Annotated in this window: 14 protein-coding genes, 1 tRNA gene and 1 pseudogene; 8 read left to right on the forward strand and 8 right to left on the reverse strand. The window is 41.0% G+C overall.

Translation table 11 applies throughout. From position 1 onward, the window contains the following. Positions 1–11 precede the first annotated feature (11 nt). The 5 genes and pseudogenes from HC965_RS03270 to HC965_RS26825 all read right to left on the reverse strand — a co-directional run bounded on the left by HC965_RS03270 (position 12) and on the right by HC965_RS26825 (position 12,667). Entirely contained in the window at positions 12–2,891 is a 2,880-nt protein-coding gene (locus HC965_RS03270; RefSeq protein WP_191030107.1) for a SusC/RagA family TonB-linked outer membrane protein, read from the reverse strand. A 31-nt stretch (positions 2,892–2,922) separates the two neighbouring features. Continuing rightward, entirely contained in the window at positions 2,923–5,031 is a 2,109-nt protein-coding gene (locus tag HC965_RS03275; RefSeq protein WP_191030108.1) for a glycoside hydrolase family 2 protein, read from the reverse strand. Between the two features lie 19 nt (positions 5,032–5,050). Next, positions 5,051–6,484, reverse strand: a complete 1,434-nt coding sequence (locus tag HC965_RS03280; protein WP_191030109.1) for an alpha-L-fucosidase — start codon at positions 6,482–6,484, stop codon at positions 5,051–5,053. A 36-nt stretch (positions 6,485–6,520) separates the two neighbouring features. Further along, complete coding sequence (locus HC965_RS03285) at positions 6,521–8,464, reverse strand: M60 family metallopeptidase (protein ID WP_191030110.1); 1,944 nt, start codon at positions 8,462–8,464, stop codon at positions 6,521–6,523. A gap of 205 nt (positions 8,465–8,669) precedes the next feature. Beyond that, a pseudogene (locus HC965_RS26825) lies at positions 8,670–12,667 on the reverse strand (ATP-binding protein). A gap of 909 nt (positions 12,668–13,576) precedes the next feature. Here HC965_RS26825 and HC965_RS03295 point away from each other — a divergent pair. The 3 genes from HC965_RS03295 (at position 13,577) to HC965_RS03305 (ending at position 15,008) form a co-directional block, all read left to right on the forward strand. Then, positions 13,577–14,350, forward strand: coding sequence for a class I SAM-dependent methyltransferase (locus HC965_RS03295; RefSeq protein ID WP_191030111.1), 774 nt, complete (start codon positions 13,577–13,579; stop codon positions 14,348–14,350). Positions 14,351–14,421: 71 nt separating this feature from the next. Next, positions 14,422–14,769 carry a helix-turn-helix domain-containing protein gene (locus HC965_RS03300; protein ID WP_191030112.1) on the forward strand — a complete coding sequence of 116 codons (348 nt, stop codon included), beginning with the start codon at positions 14,422–14,424 and terminating at the stop codon, positions 14,767–14,769. A 20-nt stretch (positions 14,770–14,789) separates the two neighbouring features. Next, positions 14,790–15,008: a hypothetical protein gene (locus HC965_RS03305; RefSeq protein WP_191030113.1), complete on the forward strand. Its 219-nt coding sequence runs from the start codon at positions 14,790–14,792 to the stop codon at positions 15,006–15,008. A 32-nt stretch (positions 15,009–15,040) separates the two neighbouring features. On the opposite strand, the gene HC965_RS03310 is transcribed toward HC965_RS03305, so the two are convergent. Then, positions 15,041–15,739, reverse strand: coding sequence for an NAD-dependent deacylase (locus tag HC965_RS03310; protein WP_191030114.1), 699 nt, complete (start codon positions 15,737–15,739; stop codon positions 15,041–15,043). Between the two features lie 397 nt (positions 15,740–16,136). Here HC965_RS03310 and HC965_RS03315 point away from each other — a divergent pair, with 397 nt between their 5' ends. The 5 genes from HC965_RS03315 to HC965_RS03335 all read left to right on the forward strand — a co-directional run bounded on the left by HC965_RS03315 (position 16,137) and on the right by HC965_RS03335 (position 18,737). Then, on the forward strand, positions 16,137–16,721 hold the full coding sequence (locus HC965_RS03315; RefSeq protein ID WP_191030115.1) for an FKBP-type peptidyl-prolyl cis-trans isomerase: 585 nt from the start codon (positions 16,137–16,139) through the stop codon (positions 16,719–16,721). Between the two features lie 20 nt (positions 16,722–16,741). Then, on the forward strand, positions 16,742–17,629 hold the full coding sequence (locus HC965_RS03320; protein ID WP_191030116.1) for an FKBP-type peptidyl-prolyl cis-trans isomerase: 888 nt from the start codon (positions 16,742–16,744) through the stop codon (positions 17,627–17,629). Between the two features lie 159 nt (positions 17,630–17,788). Next, a complete protein-coding gene (locus HC965_RS03325) occupies positions 17,789–18,253 on the forward strand; it encodes an Lrp/AsnC family transcriptional regulator (RefSeq protein ID WP_004302580.1) in 465 nt (154 codons plus the stop codon). Positions 18,254–18,260: 7 nt separating this feature from the next. Further along, on the forward strand, positions 18,261–18,572 hold the full coding sequence (locus tag HC965_RS03330; protein ID WP_049701378.1) for a DUF4491 family protein: 312 nt from the start codon (positions 18,261–18,263) through the stop codon (positions 18,570–18,572). Positions 18,573–18,663: 91 nt separating this feature from the next. Next, positions 18,664–18,737: transfer RNA gene (locus tag HC965_RS03335), tRNA-Ile, on the forward strand. A 118-nt stretch (positions 18,738–18,855) separates the two neighbouring features. Here HC965_RS03335 and HC965_RS03340 read toward each other — a convergent pair. Beyond that, positions 18,856–19,632: a Cof-type HAD-IIB family hydrolase gene (locus tag HC965_RS03340; RefSeq protein ID WP_191030117.1), complete on the reverse strand. Its 777-nt coding sequence runs from the start codon at positions 19,630–19,632 to the stop codon at positions 18,856–18,858. Positions 19,633–19,839: 207 nt separating this feature from the next. Beyond that, positions 19,840–20,343, reverse strand: a complete 504-nt coding sequence (locus HC965_RS03345) for an RNA polymerase sigma factor (RefSeq protein WP_191030118.1) — start codon at positions 20,341–20,343, stop codon at positions 19,840–19,842. Positions 20,344–20,461 lie beyond the last annotated feature (118 nt).

Below are 20,461 nucleotides of genomic sequence, written 5' to 3' on the forward strand. Positions count from 1 at the left end.
TGTTTTCTGATTTAGAATTGAACGTTAATACCGAAATTATAGGCTTTTGTATTAGGAATTATTCCGCTGGTAGTACCATTTGTAAAGCTTATAAGTTCCGGGTCACGGTCTTTAATTCCAGTAATTGTTATGAGATTGTATCCGTTGGCAAACAGTTTGACGCCACTGATATGGATGCGTGAAGTCCACGCTTTCGGCAAGGTATAAGACAACTCGATATTCTTCAATCTCAGATAGCTTGAATTTTGCAGCCAGAAAGTGGAAGTTCTTTCATTATAGCTATTACTTCCTGCAGATACTCTTGGATATCGTGCATTTGGATTTTCCGGTGTCCAACGATCAAGATGTTCTTCTAATGCTTGTCCGTATCCGTTCTGATACGTAAATGTGAACGGCATCACTTTGTTGCTTGTCTGAGCATTACCCAGTCCGGCCCATTGCATACTTAATGCCAATCCTTTCCATTCCGCACCTAGATAGATGCCATATTCAATCAATGGCGCATTCGTTCCGATTGCTTTCACGTCTCTGCCGTCAATGATATTATCGCCGTTCAAGTCGCGATATTTGATATCACCCGGTTGTGGTTTGTATCCTTCCACCTTCGTTGTTGCCAGATAATCATTCACTTCTTGCTGGCTTTGGAACAGTCCGTCTGCCACATAACCAAAAGTCTGGCCATACTTCTCACCTATGCGTTGCATATACGATTCCGGATAAGGATTTTCCCCATTAGCCTGCAATTTACTCTTGTAAAATAAAGCATTAGCATTGGCAACAAACGATACATCTCCAAATCTCTTGTTATAAGTCAAGTCAAGTTCAATACCGCTTCTTCTATATTTCCCCAAATGTTCTTTTGGAAGATCCAGACCAATCAAGTGATTGGCATCCTTACCTACTGATTTCTGCAGAACATCCGTGTATGTATTATGGAAGAATTCGACCGTAGCACTCAGACTTCTGTCGAAAGCCTGAAGATCAACACCTACATTCCAACGTGTTATTTTTTCCCATTTAGTCAGATACGGCATATTCGCTTCAAACCAAAATTCATGTTCCGTAGGAGTGGAGCCCCAGTAAATTTTATTCCCAGTATCTAATTTCTTATAATATTTCATATAAGTGTAGTAGTAGTCTGCGAGAGTTGCACTACTGCTTCTATAATAAGACCCTGTTCCATCATTGCCATTCATACCGAATGTAGCTCTCAACTTCATAGAATTGATGGCAGAAACATCAAACCACTCTTCTTTATGTATATTCCATCCTGCACCTACCGACGGGAAAATGCCCCATTGTTCGCCCGGTTTAATCGTATTAAGATTCATACCTGCAATCGCAAACTCTGCCAGATAACGTCTGTCATAATCATATTCGGCGCGGAAATTCACTGAGTTTTTGCGCAACGGAATATTCTTTGCACTTGCAGTATAGTCATTGTACGAATATAATGCTTTGGTTCTGAAATTATGTTTCTTAATATTGAAATCATACCCTAAAGCCAATTCCAGATATTGCATACGGTTCAAACGATCATATTCAGTCTTATTCTCCTGTGCGGCGGTAGATGCCATCTGCTGATATATTTCAGTAGAGTTCGGTTCTGTCGGGTCTTTCCAGTAAGAATATGCAGCGAATTTCTTACTCCTGTTCAATTTTTCACGATAAGATGAATTGTAAGAATAAGTAGCACTGGCATACAATCCTTTCAACGCTCCTTGAAAACGATGTTCTAAAACTGCGTCAACATTGAAATCTGTCTTCGGATAGAGATAATATCCAGCCATCACGGACTGCCCATACAAGTTATTATCCTGATAGATCGGGCTAGCACCTAAGGTTCCGTTAGGATTAAATACAGGATAAGCATTGTTCGGAACTGAATACATATCCCTGTAAATACTATTCTCCAGCGATCTCCCCGGCGTTGTCTCCCGATACATCTGTCCAAATACATTTACTTTTAATAATGTATGGTCTGTGAGGAAGATATCCGTATTGGTGCGCAATGAATACTTCTTCACACTCTCACGTGTATTATAACTATTCAACGAATTATCCTGTTTCAGAAATCCGTCTTGGTTATACACATTCAAATCAATGAAGTATCTCGCCACTTTACCGCCACCCGACAAGTTCAGGTTATACTGCTGGATAGGAGCCGAATTACGCAACAGTTCCTTCTGCCAGTCCACATCGGGATGAGTGTAAGGACTTGCACCTGTACGATAAAGCTCCAAATCTGTCTGTGAATACATTTTGGATTTTCCATCATTGGTCAATGCTTCATTTAACAATCCACCATACTGATATGAATTCAGGAAGTCAGGACGATATATCTGTTGGTTAAAAGCGAGCTGGGCGGTGAAGCCAATCTGCAGAGATGTTCTCTGTCCACGCTTCGTCTTGATATATACCACTCCGTTGCCGCTCGACATTCCCATCATAGAGAGTCCCAAACCATCTTTAATGATGGATACGGACTCGATCTGACTCGCTGGAATATTTGCATCCGAACGGGGTATTCCATCCACAAGAATAATTGGCGTATTTCCTCTCAAACGAAAGGCACTTTGCGCCGTAGAGGAGCCTTGCGTCATATTGATATACAATCCCGGCAATACTCCATCTAAGGTAGATTCCATCATAAACACAGGTCTGTGTTGCAATCTGTCGCCCGATGCGGTAGAGATTGCCTGAACAGAGACTTCGGAATCTTGGGTTCCCATAATGACATTTTTCGTTTCGGTACGTTGCTTCAAAGGAGTCTCTTTTTTACTCTCCCCTTGTTCTTGTGCGGCAACAAAATTGGCAGCGCACAGCAAGCAAAGTGCAAACAGGCAACTCCTGTACCTTGAAGTGTTTCCTTGTTTCAATTGTTTTTTCATACGTATTAATTATATTAAGAGTTTCTAAATATTACCAACCGGCATGTTCTTTCTTGTTCTCGTGCGAGTCGGCGCTACGTTTTTTTTCCCCAGTATAGATCCATTCTATTTCATCTGTGTATTCTTTTCCATCGCGTGTTGTAACGGCTTTAATCATATTCTTACCCTGATCCAATGTCACATCATCGAAGATATAATGTACATCAGTGTATCCCTTTCGAATTCCGGTCAGTTCCTTCCCGTTCAGATATACCTTCGGAGTACCGATGTTAGAGTATACGGTAACAGTCGTTTGTTTTCTTTCGCGGTCGGTATTGCGTCGTTGCGTCAGGAAAAGCACCGGTTCTTCGCTCCAGTTGGCTTTGTACCAGTAGTAAGAGTCCTTCTTTATCTTCCGGTCGAAAGTAATCAGACCCTTCAGGTTACGGGCAGGTACTCCGCCACGGGTCCACATCGGTACACCAAAGTCAAACATATTCCAGAGATAAGAAGCGATGATATACGGGTGCTCCGCGATGACACTCCAGTGATATTCGTGTGTCTTGGTCTGAAAAGTTTCCGGATAGTAGGGTTTCCCCCAGTTCAAGACATCCCCGAGATATTCCGTCTGATGATCCAAATTGGCATCAGCGCCATACTCTGTCAACATCAACTTCTGCCACGGAAAATTCTTTTCCAATCCTTCCACCCACGGTTCAATATCCTGTAGTTTCTTCTCATACCATCCGAAATAGCGGTTCATTCCCTGAATATCCGCATTCTGGTTCACGGCATGATTGGCTGATCCATGACCGTTGACAGATACCGTATAGCGGTCGGGGTCTTCGGTCTTGGCAAGGTCATGAAGCGTCTGCGTCAGTCCGGCAGTATATTCGTTCGGGCTATATACTTCATTGTGCAACCCCCAAACATAAATGGAAGGATGGTTGAAGCTTTGACGTATCAGTTCACGAAGCTGCGACTGTGCATTCTCCGACTCATATCCTGTCGCACGGTTTACGAAAGGTATTTCAGCCCAGATCACCAATCCCAGCGAATCACAACGTGAATAGATATAATCCGATTGCTGATAGTGGGCAAAACGAACGGTGGTAGCACCGATGTCCATAATCTGCGCCAAGTCGAAATTATGCTCCTTATTTGTAAGAGCACTACCTAGTCCCCACCAGTCTTGATGACGCGTAACTCCGTACATCGGATACTTCTCACCGTTCAAATAGAAGCCTTTGCCTGCTACAATCTCAAACTTACGAACACCCAGCGGCTGTATGACTTCATCAATTACTTTTCCATCCGACACTAAACGCGAAACCACCTTATACAGATAAGGGTCTTTACGTCCTTGCCACAAATGCGGTTTGCTCAGTTTGAAAGTGGAAACATAGGTTTGTGTCCCTTGCGGAGTGAGCTCCAAAGGAAGACTGTGAGCAGTCACTTTCTTTCCTTCCTGTGTATAGAGTGTATTCTCCAGCACCAGGTTCGCGGGAGCGAGGCTACCGTTATCCAATTTCACTTTCACTGTAATATCCGCCGAGCCTTTCGACACATTTTTCTGAGTAACATATACCCCCGGAGAAGCACAATCAGTAACCGTAATATTATTCTGTTCAGTCACAATCAGCCATACCGGACGATAGATACCTCCATACACCCCAAAGAGATGATGATTCACCGGAACAACATCCAAACGGGATGCATTGTCCGCCTTTACCATGATTTCATTCTCGGCTCCTAATTTCAAAGCCGTTCCGATTTCAAAAGCAAAAGCACTGTATGCTCCCTTATGTGTTCCTACCAGTTTATCATTGACATATACCTCTGTGTTTGCGCCCACACCTTCAAAATGAAGAAATATTCGTTTCCCTTTCAGTTCTTCGCCAAAGAATTGTTTTTTCTTGTAATACCCCACTCCTTCATAGAAAGAGTTGGCTTTTACCTGCATATCTTTAGCATTCCAGGTATGAGGCAGGTTTACAGTTTCCCATTTCCCAACCCATTGAGCAGCTGCTTTCACCGGTTCCTCCGAAAAAGGTCCGCGTTTGAACAGCCATCCTTCATTGAAAGAGGTCACTTCCCGGGCAGTCAGAGAGAAGAACTGCCCGATAAGTGTTAATAAGATGAGCGTTAGTTTTAGCTTCATATTATAATCCCCTTTTCATTTATGTTAGCGCGTCGCGATAAACTCCTTGCGTTCCTTCGGCCACACGAATCTTCAGTTGAATAACATAAGGTTCACCCGGATTCTTTTTCGGTACGGATACATTATATTCGTTGCGGGTAGTTTGCACTACAGTGATATCTTCGCCGGTGGACAATAAAGAAGCCTTCTCGATAGAAATACCTTTTGGTGTTTTAACGATCAGTCTTTCGCTATAAGGTTGGTTGAATACCACCATATACACTTCGCCTCCCTTACCACGTGTGTAATATCCCCAGTCCTGCTTGTCGAATCCAGCATAGTCGCAACCATAGATAGCAGCACCATAAAGTTTTGTCCATTTGCCAATAGCAGCCGACAATACTTTCTCTTCCGGACGGAAATCACCGTCTGCCTGCGGGCCGAAGTTGACAACCATATTGCCACCCATAGAAACAGCATGCACAACACGGTCGATGACTTCAATCGGAGTTTTCACATAGCTCAATGACCAGTCTTTGTGGTATCCCCACTGATTTTCAGGAATAGTCATACAGCCTTCCCAGTCCCATTGCGTCACTTTAAGGTCTTTTACCGGATCGGGCAAACGACGTTCGTAGGCAGATTCATAATCACCCATCAGGCGACCATTGCTGTCAAAATGACGTTTACCTTTATCATCAGCACGCAGGCGGCTATTGATAGTAACTCCCGGAACCATTTCTTTGAGCATCTGTTCAGCATGAGCTGTCCACCAGCCATTCTTCTTAACGCTGGCATCCCAAGTACCATCAAACCAGAAATCCTTTACAGTAGGGTAACGGGTAGCCAGTTCTTTCAACTGATTGTCGGTGAATTCCAAAAAACGATTGAAAGCAACGCTATCTTCTTCGGACTTGATACTATAACGATAATCAGGATGACTCCAATCCATCACTGAAAAATAAAAATGTACATCAATACCTTCATTATTATATGCTTTTACCATTTCACCCAACAAGTCGCGTTTGTCTTGAGTCTGCGCTACAGTATATTTGCTATACTTACTAGGCCACAGGCAGAAGCCTTCATGGTGCTTCGTTGTAATCTTTACATATTTAGCGCCCATATCTTTCGCCATTTTAGCCCATTGCTTCGCGTTGAATTTATTGGGGTTCCACTGGTCCATCAACTTCATCCAGTCATCAGCAGGAACTTTCGCCCAACTTTTCAGCCATTCCGCTGCCCCACCATATACTTTTCCATTCCACTCGCCACCGGGAATAGCGTACAATCCCCAATGGATAAAAATACCCAAACGATTATCGCGGAATTTTTGCATGGCAGGGTCTTGCCTCTTTCCTTCGTTCGTTGCTCCATACTTCAAAGGAATCATCTCCTTTTTAGCTTCCTGTGCACAAACAACGGAAGTGGCGGAAATCAGTAATACTAAAAAGATAATTAATTTGTTTCTCATGATATTTATTAGTGTAATAGTTTATATGTCAGTATATTATTTCTTGAATGATTCACACGTCTCATCTGTGATCTCATGTACGTTCGGAGCTGGCATCGCATATCCGGCTTTTTCTATTTCCTCTTTCAATGCATTAATCTGATTTTGGGTAATAGCGAAAATCTTATTCCCGTAATCATTCAAAGTGGTATTAACCGGTCTTAGGAATCCCCATTTTTCAAAGAAATCAAGCATGTTTAGTTTGGAGATTCTACACACCTGTCGTACGAAATCCAACTGATCGAGTCCTGCATTCTTCCCTTCGTCACTTGGACTTGGGTTATTACGGAAGTATTCATACAGATCGTGATAGAAGTCTACCTGTCCTAAAGCATCTACAAGATATAATTTCAGTTGCCAGAAAGGAACAAGCTGTGTTTCACGGCTATTAATGCCTATGGATGGAAGGCAATGTGCACGCTCCGCATCAATAATATAAGCTGTAGATACTTCATAAAAATTCTTGAGTTCCTTATAGTTCGGAAGTCCCTTACCGTTTTCATCATATGGATCACCTTTGTCTACCTGTAACTTGGAAGGTTGTCCGAATGAAGTCTGGACATGCAGAGCTGTCAGGTTATTGGTAACTTCAGTCATACCCGCCCATTTCATTCCCGGACGCGTTTGATTACAGTGGCCTACTTCATGGGCTGCTCCCCAAAGACGCTCTCCGAATCTATCCGGATTACAGAAAATTTCCGCATAAGACGTACCTGCACTATATACTGTGCGATAATCACTGGCATTGGGGCTTTTTGCCGCATAGTCAAGACAGAAGTGCATACGGTTCTTAAACATCTTGTTATACTTCACAAGACCGATAAATTCCTGCTGCTGATACACCAGTCTGTCACAGTTGTCAATAGTTCTTACAATGTCTGTAATCACTCCCTGGTTACTTTGTACATCATTTCCCTTGAACTGCTCCACATTCCAGGTAATATGCGAATACCTGCCTAAGACATCAATATCCTGATATTTTGCGTTCCCAAGTATTTCTTCCCATTTGGCTTGTGTTTTGTGCACCTCTATATCAAAATAGCCATTCACCTTACCGAATATAAAGTGAGCCTTCACTGTTTTAGCTGCAGCTGCTTTCTTCGCCGCTTCCGTTTCCAGAAATAAAGGAATATCATCCTCTACATTATTCAGTAAATAGATAAGTCCGCCGATAGGTGCAATAATTCTATTCAGACCTTCATTTAATGCCAGGGTCTGGAAATTATTGTAGCCACCGTTCAAGTCCTGTATAATAATGGAAATCTTAGCTCCTTCATATACATTCCCTAAATAAATAAAGAGTTCATCACCTTTCTCTGCATAAATTCCGGTAGGATTATCCCGCAGGCTATAATGATTGGTCTTATTGATTGCAGACATGATACGAGGGTCTTGATAAGGACGATAATTACCAACACGATACTCCATCTCATACTCTCCTTTTTTCAGTGCAAGCGCCAGTTCACGCATTTTTTCATAAGGAATCTTCGCAATATCCGCTTCGGTGATTCCAGACTTTAAAGCAGAACAAGACTCGTCTGTAAAATAGGCACTGTAATCACTTTTCTGATTCACATACATCACGTTCTTATGATCTTTATCATAAGCTAATGTGATAGCGGCAGAACGGGAGAATCCAGAAGGTGATACGGTAACAGACAATGTATTGTTTTCTAATTTCACATCACACCACAGTCTGTTTTCCTCTGAGAGTATGCAGGCGATATTCCCACTATTCACACTCTCATTCAGTGTCAATGAGAAAGTCTTCGCTCCCCCATTTACATCGAACTCAACACTTTCAGGTAAATCTAAAACCCAGTCACTCGGAATTTCACTGGTTTTGTTGTCGTCACTGCATCCTATTATAAGGAAAATACATAGGAAAGACAGTAATGAACACCAGACGACAGTTGGTGTTACTTTTCTTGTGTTCTTCATGCTCGTCTAATTAATTTTTTTTTGGTTTACGTACTACAATAAAATTTAAGCACTGTAAAAGTACAAGGGCTGGAGGATACCGATCAATGCATATATTACAAAATATAAGCTCTCGTATTCTCGTGGAAAATTTAGGCACATATTATGGAAGATTTAGACACATTTTACTCTCTTTCCCCTTACGCCAAAGGACGGAATGAGTACATTATTCTCCTTTCTTGCTTCGTACTCCCTGCGGAGCAACACCGAAAATGGCTTTAAAAGACTTACTAAAATAACGCGGTGAAGAAAATCCCAGGCGGATGGATATTTCCGACACATTCAGTTCCGGATGATTCTTCAGTAAGAACATGGCTTCATCCAGTTTCACCTTTAATATAAATTCATTAGGGGTCAGTCCCGTCATTTGTTTAAACTGCATATATAACTTGCTACGCCCCATACACAATTCTGAAGCAAGCGTTGTCACATCAAACTGCGGATTCTCGAAATTTTCCCTGACTATGGCAACACATCTTTCCAGCAATTCCTTATCTCTTTCATTGATAGCTTCCGAGACGGGTGACTCCGCAATACCCTTACCTGCATAATAAGCATGCAATCGCTTCTTATTCCGAATCAGATTATTACAACGAGCTACCAACATTTTTATATTAAACGGCTTCGTCACATAATCGTCCGCTCCAAACATCAAGCCTTCCACAATATATTCGACAGAGGTCTGCGCCGTCAACAGAACCACGGATATATGAGACAGTTCTACATTCGTCTTAATCTTATAGCACAATTCCTTCCCCGACATTTCGGGCATCATCACGTCACTCAAAATCAAATCCGGCTGAATCTGTTTTGCCATCTCAAATCCTTCACGTCCGTTACGTGCCATATGTACCTCATACATCGGATAAAAAATATCACTCAACAGTGACAACAACTCTTCATTGTCATCTACTACCAGAATCACAGGTTTGTCTTCTTCCTCTTGTTCCTGTTCCTGCACAGGAGCACCCTCGCCTTCCTGTTCCTGCGAAATCTGCTCATAAGCAAGAAGCGGTAAATCTTCCTGGATAGCAATTTCTCCCCGTCCTTCTGTAGTTGCCATCTCTTCATCACTAAAATGCCGGTTACCCAAAGGCAGACTTATAGTAAACTTAGTACCTTTACCAAGCTCGCTTTTCACATCAATAGTCCCATGATGCATACTCATAAGCCCCTTCACCAATGCCAACCCTATCCCTGTGCCCGAAGTCAGGGAAGAAACCGAATTGTCCGCCTGATAAAACCTTTCAAATATTTTTGAAATGTGTTCTTCAGAAATTCCCACTCCCGTATCACTAACCGATACCACAGCCTGTGAAGCTATCTTCCGGACTTCCACCGTTATTGTTCCCTTATTGGGGGTATGCTTAAAAGCATTTGACAACAAGTTAAAAATAACCTTCTGCATCTGTATGGAGTCAAACCAAACAGAAATCGTCTCTTCTACATGTTCAAAACGATAATTGATTTCCTTCTTTTGCGCATATTCATAAAAGGACATATAAATCTGACGGGTGAAAGTAACTAAATTCTGTTCTTCTACTTTCAGCTTCAGGTAACCTTGTTCCTGTTTACGGAAATCAAGTAGTTCTGAAATCAAGTTCCGCATATGCCAGGCATTCTTATATATACGCAGAATACGGTTATAAACAGTTGTCCCCAGTTTATCCATCTGCATCAACACCTCAATTTGCCCCAGAATAAGGGTCAGCGGCGTGCGGAATTCATGGGATATGTTAGTAAAGAACCGCAGCTTCGTCTGATTCAGTTCTTCAATCCGCTCTTTCTCTTTCCGTTCAAACTCCAGAGAAGATTTCAAAGCTGCCTGCCGGGTTTTAAAGCGGATAAACGCAATCAATACCCCCAATGCACAAAGCAGATAAAACAGATAAGCCCAGTTTGTAGCATAAAACGGAGCGGATACATGTATGTTCAATCTGATTTCCTCGTTCGGGTTCGTTTTACTGTCGACTGCATGGGCTCGAAGGGTATAATCACCGGGCGGCAGATTTGTATACGTAATGGAAGTGCCGGAGGTCTGAGTCCATGAATGGTCGAAACCATCAAGACGATATTCAAACAAACGGTTAAGATCATTTGTATAATCGAAAGTTGCCAGTTCAATCCTTATATTATTCTGTTTATAGCTCAAATATATATCGGATGTCTTCGGGAGAATGTCGGTTAAAATACCTGTCCCGTCATTAGGTCTTATTTCATCATTGAGAATAAACAGGTTATCAAATTCCAATAAACTTTTCGCAGGGGAGGCATACAGCAATTTTTCCTTAAATAAAGCAAGCCCGTTTGTACCGCTAATGTAAACAACTCCCGAATCATCTCTATACAACGCAGAGCCTTGACTGTAGCTCTGGTGAAACAGATGGTAAGTCTCTTCTACTTCTTCTTTCTCCGTATTAAAAACAGAAAGTCCTTTTCCATGTAGGAAATATAAACGGGAAGGATCGGCGACTTACATATATAGTAGCAATAATCACTTGGAAGGATCTTATTGAAAGTATCATAAACTTTAAACGTATCCCCATGTTCCTGATATTTGAGTATCCCCGAACCTATCGTGCAAAAATAAATATCTCCTTTATCATCTTCAAAAATATGCACTGCCCTGACTTTTCCCTGCACAGACGAAGTATCATTATTATTCATTGTGTAGCGAGTGACTTTAGAAGAAGGCAAGTCTACGCGTACTACTCCTCTGGAAGCAGATGCCAGCCACATGCGCTCCCGACTGTCAATAAGGAAAGTCTCGTAAGCAAATTGCCTGTTGACCAATTCCTGCACCTCTGCATCTTCAGAGAGTGGAGAGAATTTCTTAGTCACCGGATCCATAAAGACAGGACCACCCTGCGTCAATAAAGCAAGTCCTCCTTTATACTCTTGTATATCATTCACAATCTCGTGAGGTAAGGATGAAGAATCTCCTTTTATATATTGAACCCTATACCCCTGATTCGAGTTCAAATCCAACACAAACAATCCGCCCAAATGGGCACCGACATATAAGCTATTATTCTCTTTCCGATAGAAGATTGACTTTAGATTATTACTCCCGATACTTTTGGAATCGCGTACCCGATATTGAAAGCGTATAAAGTTTCCCATGTCCGGATCATAACGATTCAGCCCTCCTCCCTCAGTGCATATCCACAATTTCCCCTCGCTATCCGCTGTCATCTTTCCGACTACAGGAAAACTAAGGCATCCGCGGCTCAAAGGTTCCGCGCTATAAAAATGATGACTGTCCTTATCCGGATTAAAGATATTGACGCCTCCATAATAAGTCCCTACCCAAATATTGCCTTGCACATCTTTATGAAGCGACAAAACAGAACAGTGACTCAATGTGTTTGAAGTATTGCCATAACGCGTGTAGTGACTCCATTTATCTGTTTTAGGATCGTAGCAATCTATTCCGTGGAATGTCCCCACCCAAATACGCTTAAAATCATCTTCCAGTATACACCGGACCTGATTATTGGATAACTCATCCTTATTTGCACGACTGGTGTAGTGTATAATCTTTCTATCAGCAGAGACACAGAACAATCCATCCCAACTGCCTACCCAAATATTACCGGAACTATCACCCGAAACACAGCCACCTTTACTAAATGAAAATATAATTTCCTGCTGATCTGGATTTTTGCGCGAAACGGCAATTAAACTATATCCTGTGACAATCCATATCGTTTCATCATCCACATACAAATTTCCTCCTACTTTATCATTCAACCAAGTAACGAGTGTCAGGTCAGAGTCACCATCTGTATATTGATAAATACCTTTACCACAGTTTACCCAAAGTGTATCTCCCTTACAGAAAATTCCATTTACACCACCTCGTCGCAAACAGGTGAATTGTTCTTTATAAATATCAAGTTTTATCAGATCATAACCGGAACGGATATACATTCTTCCTTTCTTATCGCCACACAATCCATTGATTTCATTATTCGTCAACCCTTCATTGTCACGTGACGGTCGGAATATTTTCACATCCTTACCGTTATATCTATTCAGACCTTCTGTTGTTCCCAACCACATGGCTCCCAGCTCATCCTGGTAAATAGATGAAATACAAAGTTGGGACAGGCCGTCGGCTACTCCCAAGTGCTTAAAATAATGGTCTCTTGCGTGAACCATTGTGATGGACAACAGGCTCAAAACAAATAAAAAGACTCTCCCATCTCTAAACATTAACTGATTTACCATAAAGCAAAAATACAAAAAGACAAAGTAATTATATCGTTTCTGCAACGCTCAGTATCACCCCTAACTTCTTGAATATGAAACCACATTTCCTGTTTGTTAACATTTCAAGGTTTTAACAAGTTATTCGTGAATACTCATGTAATAATAGACGAAAAAAAACGACATATTTTTGCAATGGTTTCCAGACAACCGGATATAAGAAAAGGGTACAAACGCACTTTTCTTTATTGCTTGGTAAGGCTCTGACTAGCCTGAAGTTCAAATAAAGTAAAAGCGGTTTGCACCCTTGATGTAAGGGCACAAACAATGCTTAGACTTATTATTTGGAACTTCTCTATTAAATTAGTCAGATTTAACCAAGTCAAATAATTGTCTGCAAGTTATGCAATATGTGTTTTAATAAATGTCTGTTTTTATACTACCTCCTTTTAAATTTGATTTGTGTACAAAGTAAAGAAAAAATGCAAATATATGCAAACATCCGCCAAACAATATCGCAGTACATACAGATTAAAATACATTCATTTGACGATTCTTGCTAAAATACAGGCTCACAGCATTTTTTCTTAAAAGAAATCATCGGGTTTTACACCTAAAACCATATCTTTGCCACAAACTAAAAGAATAATTGGATGTTTATCACATTTTCATTCCGTAAGGATTCCGTTCTGTAAATAATCTGTAAGTCTTCCTCTCATTACAGATTATCCATTTATTTTTCTCCGACATATTCATGTCAGAGGTATTTTCTATTATCAAAACATCAATAACCGTATGGTCAGCAAAAGGCTTCTTACAGTAGTCCAGCCATTATTGACTCATACCTAAAACATTAAAACAATGAGTGAAAATAAATCAATCCACGAATTCGACTTTACACTGATATGTAATTACTTCAAATCAATAGAACGTCAAGGCCCCGGTAGTCCCGAAGTAACCCGGAAGGCTGTAAGTTTCATCAACGAACTATCCGATAGCGCAAAGATAGCTGACATCGGTTGTGGTACCGGTGGACAAACGATGATTTTAGCCGATTGCATAAAAGGCCAAATCACCGGCATCGACCTCTTTCCCGATTTTATAGAGTTATTCAACCGAAATGCCATAAATACCCATCATGAAGACAGAGTAAAAGGTATTACCGGTTCAATGGACAATTTACCATTTCAGGATGAAGAACTCGACCTGATTTGGTCGGAAGGTGCCATTTATAATATCGGATTTGAACGTGGAATGAATGAGTGGAACAGGTTTCTGAAGCCCAATGGCTTCATAGCAGTAACGGAAGTTTCATGGTTCACGTCCGAACGTCCTGCTGAAATAGAGGATTTCTGGATGGACGCTTATCCCGAAATCAATACGGTTCCGGCCAAGATAGCCCAGATGGAAAAAGCGGGATATACTCCGACAGCCCATTTCATCCTACCGGAGAACTGCTGGACAGAGCATTTCTATGCTCCGCAAGTTCCGGTGCAGGAGGCTTTTCTAAAGGAACATTCAGAAAATAAGGCAGCCTTTGAATTCATTGCCAACCAACGGCACGAACAAAACCTATATAATAGGCATAAGGAATATTATGGCTACGTATTTTATATAGGACAAAAAAGAGATTAACCATCTACCGGAGAAGTTAGCAAGATAGGATAACTCTCCGGCGCTTATTATCCTTTACTTTGCAAAAAGATATGGAAACGAAAGAACTAAATAGGCAAGAATACCAATTACGGATTAACAAAGTCACAGACTATATCCATAATCATATAGACCAGCCGTTCTCCTTACAGAAAATGGCCGGTATTGCATGCTTTTCGCCTTTCCACTTTCATCGTGTTTTTACATTTCTGACAGGTGAGACGCCTACGGATTACATCAAACGCACTCGGATTGAAAAAGCAGCCCTATTATTAAAACAAGACAAGGAACTTTCCGCCACCGAAATTGCCCGCCTTTGCGGCTTTAGCAGCCTTTCACTTTTAAGCCGCAATTTCAGGCAACATTTCAATATGACTATCCGAGAGTTCCGTTCACTATAAAATAAAACTCTAAAAAAGACATGGAAAGTAAAATTCTAATTTTTCGGACTTCCATCACTAAAAGATGTGATATCAAACGGATAGGAAAGCTCCTGGCACAATATCCCCAGATAGATAAATGGAACGTAGACTTCGAGGACTGGGAAAAAATATTAAGAATAGAGTGCAGTGGAATCACTGCACTCGAAATCTCGGAAACTCTCCGAAACGATCATATTTTTGCTATCGAACTGGAATAAAGTCGAACTGGAATAAATAAAGAAAAGAAGGCCTAAACTCCCAACAATTGTTTCAGTTCCGACACTCCCTCGGAAGCTCCTTTCTGAATCACATGTATCGAACGGGAAGTATGTGTATCTACCGGTTTCGGGTCAATCAGATACACCTCTGCTCCTCTCGGTACATAATGAAGCAGTCCTGCTGCCGGATATACATTGAGCGAAGTTCCGATAATCACAAAGATATCCGCCTTCTCCACATACCGGATAGCCGTTTCAATCTCCGGCACAGCTTCGCCGAACCATACGATAAAAGGTCGAAGCTGAGTCCCGTCTCCGGCTTTGTCTCCCATCTTCACTTCATATTCTTCCGGTTTCAGTTCCTTTATATAATGAGGATTATACGGATCTCTGCTCGAACAGACTTTAGTCAGTTCGCCATGCAGATGAATGATATGACAGCTTCCGGCACGTTCGTGCAAATTATCTACATTCTGCGTCACCACAGTCACATTGAAATTCTTTTCCAATTCCGCCAACAGTTCATGTCCGCGATTCGGCTCCACTTCCAGTAACTGTTTCCGGCGTTCATTATAGAAATTAATCACCAAAGCCGGATCACGCTGATACCCTTCGGGAGTAGCCACCTGCTCCACAGGATATTTATCCCATAAGCCGCCTGCATCCCGGAATGTACTGATCCCGCTTTCAGCGCTCATGCCCGCACCTGTCAAAACTACCAGATTCTTCATACTCACTCCTCCTTTTTATTTTTAAATTGAACATACAAATATAATCAGAATCATCGGATAAAAGAAAAACTTTCCGTGCTTAATCTAATCCGAAATATACGAAGATTAAAAAGAGATTTGCCTGCCAATTCATATTCGATATGAGAAACAACTGTCAGACGCAAGTTTAACAACTGTCAGACGATTACTGATCCGTATAAAAGAAACTAAATAATAGAAACAAAAGAATTAATTCTTTAAGGAAAAGAGAGTAACTTTCACGGATATAAGAATTTTTAAATACCAAATGCTAAATCATTCAAATAAAACACGTACTTTTGCGATTCATAAATTTGCAATTGATTGGAAGCTAAAACTATGAAGGTGATGCCTTTCAATCGCCAACAAAAAACATTATATGGATAAATTCAGTTACTCTATTGGCCTGGGAATTGGTCAAAACTTATCAAGCATGGGGATTGGAAATCTCTCAGTAGAAGACTTTGCACAGGCAATCAAAGATGTATTGGAAGGTAACCAGACGGCTATTAGCCATCAGGAAGCCCGCGAAATAGTAAACAAGTATTTCGAAGAACTCGAAGCTAAGATGGGCGCTGTTGCCATCGAACAGGGAAAAGCTTTCCTCGAAGAAAACAAGAAAAGAGCAGGTATAGTAACTTTGCCTAGCGGATTACAATACGAAGTTATCAACGAAGGTACAGGCAAAAAACCCAAAGCTACCGACCAGGTAAGATGCCATTACGAAGGTACATTGGTTGACGGTACCCTGTTCGACAGCTCTATCCAACGTGGAGAACCTGCCGTATTCGGTGTTAACCAGGTAATTCCGGGATGGGTGGAAGCACTGCAACTGATGTCTGAAGGTGCTAAATGGAAACTGTATATTCCGTCAGAACTGGGTTATGGCGCAAGAGGTGCCGGAGAAATGATTCCTCCTCACAGCACACTCGTATTTGAAGTAGAATTACTCGAAGTATTATAAATAAAAAATTTCAAAGCAAAATGAAAAAAGTTAGTATTTTTATGGCAATCGCCGCTGCTGCAAGCCTTGCTTCTTGTACAGCTCAGTCTCCTAAAGCAAATATGAAAACCGAACTCGATTCACTGTCTTATTCTATCGGTATGGCTCAGACTCAAGGTCTGAAAGGCTATCTGACAGGCCGTATGGATGTTGATACTGCTTACATGGCAGAATTTATCAAAGGCTTGAACGAAGGTGCCAGCAAAGATAAAAAGGAAATGGCAAAGAAAGTTGCTTATATGGCAGGTATTCAAATCGGTCAGCAAATCAACAACCAGATGATGAAAGGTATCAACCAGGAATTATTTGGAGCTGATTCTACCAAAACTATCAGCAAAGAGAACTTCATGGCTGGTTTCATCGCAGGTACTTTGGAAAAAGGCGGCATGATGACTATGGAAGAAGCTCAGACTTATACTCGTACAGCTATGGAAACTATCAAAGCAAAAGCTTTGGAAGAAACATATGCTGACTATAAAGCTGAAAACGAAAAGTTCCTTGCTGACAACAAAGCTAAAGAAGGTGTAAAAACAACTCCGAGTGGTCTGCAATATAAAGTAATCACTGAAGGTAAGGGAGAAATTCCTGCTGACACTTGCAAAGTGAAAGTGAACTACAAAGGTACTTTGATTGACGGAACTGAGTTCGACAGCTCTTACAAACGTAACGAACCGGCTACTTTCCGTGCTAACCAGGTAATCAAAGGTTGGACAGAAGCGTTGACTATGATGCCTGTAGGTTCTAAATGGGAACTTTACATCCCTCAAGACCTTGCTTACGGCGCAAGAGAATCAGGTAACCAAATCAAACCGTTCTCTACTTTGATTTTCGAAGTTGAACTGTTGAGCATCGAAAAAGATAAGAAATAAGAATATTCTTTTCTAAATAGAAAAAAAAAGAGGTGCAAAGCGTTTGCACCTCTTTTTTTTGCTTTTTCCTATTTTTATTCTCGGAAAAGAAGAATAATTAAAATAAATCTCTATATTTGCTTACTATTTGATAACAACTGGAAATTATAATTTATTATTATGGAAAGAATAGACAACCTCGACAGGCAGATCCTAGAGATTATCTCCCAGAATGCCCGCATCCCTTTTAAAGACGTAGCAGCCGAATGTGGAGTATCACGTGCAGCCATTCACCAACGTGTGCAAAGACTGATTGACCTAGGTGTCATTGTAGGCTCAGGTTACCATGTTAATCCGAAATCCCTTGGTTACAGAACTTGTACCTATGTCGGTATCAAGCTGGAAAAAGGCTCTATGTACAAATCTGTTGTGGCAGAACTTCAAAAAATTCCCGAAATTGTGGAATGTCACTTCACCACAGGCCCGTACACTATGCTCACCAAGTTGTATGCATGTGACAACGAACATCTGATGGATTTGTTGAATAACAAAATGCAAGAGATACCGGGTGTAGTAGCAACCGAGACATTAATCTCTCTTGAACAGAGCATCAAGAAAGAAATTCCTATCCGCGTAGAGAAATAAGCACAGCATGGAATTTCTAAATGAATATCACCTGGCAGGGTTATTCATCGGAATTTGCACCTTTTTGATTATCGGCCTTTTTCACCCTGTCGTGGTAAAGGCCGAATATTACTGGGGCACAAAATGCTGGTGGATATTCCTGATACTTGGCATAGCCGGCGTCATAGCCTCATTAAGCATTGATAATGTGATACTGTCTTCTCTGCTTGGCGTCTTTGCCTTCTCTTCCTTTTGGACAATCAAAGAGGTTTTCGAACAGGAAGAACGGGTACAAAAAGGCTGGTTTCCCAAGAATCCGAAACGTAAATATAAGTTTTGAGAATAAAGTATCGTAGTTTTTTATCAAAAGGATTTGCATAATTCGACAGAAAATACTACTTTTGTCACCGCATCCAGTAAATGGATACATCGGGCTTTTAGCTCAGTTGGTTAGAGCAACAGACTCATAATCTGGAGGTCCTTGGTTCAAGCCCAAGATGGCCCACAAAAAACTCCTGTAAGTGAAATACTTACAGGAGTTTTTCTTTTATAGTCACCTGTTTCAAGACGAAGGAACCAATATAAAATGATATTATATATTATTTCTTATTATATGCCAGCATTTAGATGATTCCAAAATGCTTCAGCGCCTTACACAAACCATCGTTCTCTACCGTATCAGTAACAAAATCGGCTGAGGACTTAACTATTTCCGATGCATTTCCCATAGCCACACCGATTCCGGCAGCTTCCAACATGGGAATATCATTGCCACCATCACCACATGCCATAATTTCCGCAACTTCAATTCCATAATAATCAGCAAATACCGAAATCCCGGTTGCCTTACTTATTCCTGCAAGGTTGACATCAGCAAATAAAGGATGCCAGCGTGATAAGCAAAGATTCGGCAGGAGCGACATTACTTTTTGCTCCGTTTCAGCATCTATATAGAAACAAAGCTGGCAACATTCTTTCTTGTCAAACAAATCTTCAATATCCACAACCGACGGAACCGGATGTTCTATCATTCTTGCAATCTGCTCGACAGTCGGGGTCAGACGGTTGACGAACACACCTTCATCCAATTCAATAGCGACTGCAAAATCAAAAGCCTTTGCTATTTCCATAGCTCTTTTAAAATCATCTCTGGGAATGAGATGTTTTCTTATCGTATGACCATTCCGCAAAACACAGTCAGCACCATTCAGCGCAATAACTCCATCATAGGGAATAGCAGCTATTTCATGGAGATTGCCCGCAGCCCTGCCGGTAGCAATCACTATTTGAATACCACGTTCATGGATTTCTATAAGAGCCTCGACAGAAGATTGCAATACTTTATGAGTTTCAAAACTCACCAATGTTCCATCCACATCAAGCATTATTGCCTTTATCATAACATCTATATATTTTTTAAATCACCTTTCACATAAACAGGAATCTCTGAAGAAACAGACTTCCGTCAACTCTTTTGCAAAAGTAATAAAAGGTTTGCTTTACACAATCGGCCTGATATGAATAATCACTTTAAAAAAAGGCAAAAGGAAGTAGTTTCCTTTTGCCTTATACCTATTGATATCAACTGAAAAAATGATAGCTAAAGTTTAGCGGAAGTCTTTCAATTCTTCCTGTAATTTCTGACGGGTAAAGAAAATACGGCTCTTTACTGTGCCCAATGGAAGATTCAGTTTTTCTGCAATCTCACGATACTTGAATCCGGATACATGCATAGCAAACGGAACTCTATACTCTTTGGGAAGAGCGTTGACTACACGGCGCATTTCCTTTAAGTCGTAGGCCGTTTCCGTACTTTCATAGGCCGAATCCTGTGGCAGATTGATGTGATACAGATTATCGGTCTGGTCAATGAATGTCTGGTCGCGTACTACTTTACGGTAGTTATTAATAAAGATGTTACGCATTATCGTGTACATCCATCCCTTAAAATTTGTGTCAGGGGTATATTTATCTTCGTTATCCAATGCTTTTAATGAGGTTTCCTGTAACAAATCGTTTGCTTCTTCACGATCGGTCGTCAGTTTGTATGCGAAACGAAGTAATTCTTCCTGTACTCCTACCAGGTCTTTTTTGAAGCTTAAACTTTTCATATACATTATTTTTTTAATTGTAAATACTCGTCGTAATAATTTTGATGTTGCAAGTTTACGGGAATTCAACAGAAGTGACAGGTCAAGAACAAACATTATTTAGGGGAAAATCTATCAG

It is taken from the genome of Bacteroides sp. GM023 (assembly GCF_014750685.1).
GTDB lineage: Bacteria > Bacteroidota > Bacteroidia > Bacteroidales > Bacteroidaceae > Bacteroides.

Excerpts from the sequence above, each read along its gene's own strand:
- HC965_RS03340 (WP_191030117.1), bottom strand. The coding sequence starts at position 19,632 with ATGATAAAGGCAATAATGCTTGATGTGGATGGAACATTGGTGAGTTTT.
- HC965_RS03300 (WP_191030112.1), top strand. The coding sequence starts at position 14,422 with ATGGAAACGAAAGAACTAAATAGGCAAGAATACCAATTACGGATTAAC.
- HC965_RS03270 (WP_191030107.1), bottom strand. The coding sequence starts at position 2,891 with ATGAAAAAACAATTGAAACAAGGAAACACTTCAAGGTACAGGAGTTGC.
- HC965_RS03280 (WP_191030109.1), bottom strand. The coding sequence starts at position 6,484 with ATGAGAAACAAATTAATTATCTTTTTAGTATTACTGATTTCCGCCACT.
- HC965_RS03275 (WP_191030108.1), bottom strand. The coding sequence starts at position 5,031 with ATGAAGCTAAAACTAACGCTCATCTTATTAACACTTATCGGGCAGTTC.
- HC965_RS03310 (WP_191030114.1), bottom strand. The coding sequence starts at position 15,739 with ATGAAGAATCTGGTAGTTTTGACAGGTGCGGGCATGAGCGCTGAAAGC.
- HC965_RS03330 (WP_049701378.1), top strand. The coding sequence starts at position 18,261 with ATGGAATTTCTAAATGAATATCACCTGGCAGGGTTATTCATCGGAATT.
- HC965_RS03320 (WP_191030116.1), top strand. The coding sequence starts at position 16,742 with ATGAAAAAAGTTAGTATTTTTATGGCAATCGCCGCTGCTGCAAGCCTT.
- HC965_RS03295 (WP_191030111.1), top strand. The coding sequence starts at position 13,577 with ATGAGTGAAAATAAATCAATCCACGAATTCGACTTTACACTGATATGT.
- HC965_RS03305 (WP_191030113.1), top strand. The coding sequence starts at position 14,790 with ATGGAAAGTAAAATTCTAATTTTTCGGACTTCCATCACTAAAAGATGT.
- HC965_RS03325 (WP_004302580.1), top strand. The coding sequence starts at position 17,789 with ATGGAAAGAATAGACAACCTCGACAGGCAGATCCTAGAGATTATCTCC.
- HC965_RS03285 (WP_191030110.1), bottom strand. The coding sequence starts at position 8,464 with ATGAAGAACACAAGAAAAGTAACACCAACTGTCGTCTGGTGTTCATTA.
- HC965_RS03315 (WP_191030115.1), top strand. The coding sequence starts at position 16,137 with ATGGATAAATTCAGTTACTCTATTGGCCTGGGAATTGGTCAAAACTTA.
- HC965_RS03345 (WP_191030118.1), bottom strand. The coding sequence starts at position 20,343 with ATGAAAAGTTTAAGCTTCAAAAAAGACCTGGTAGGAGTACAGGAAGAA.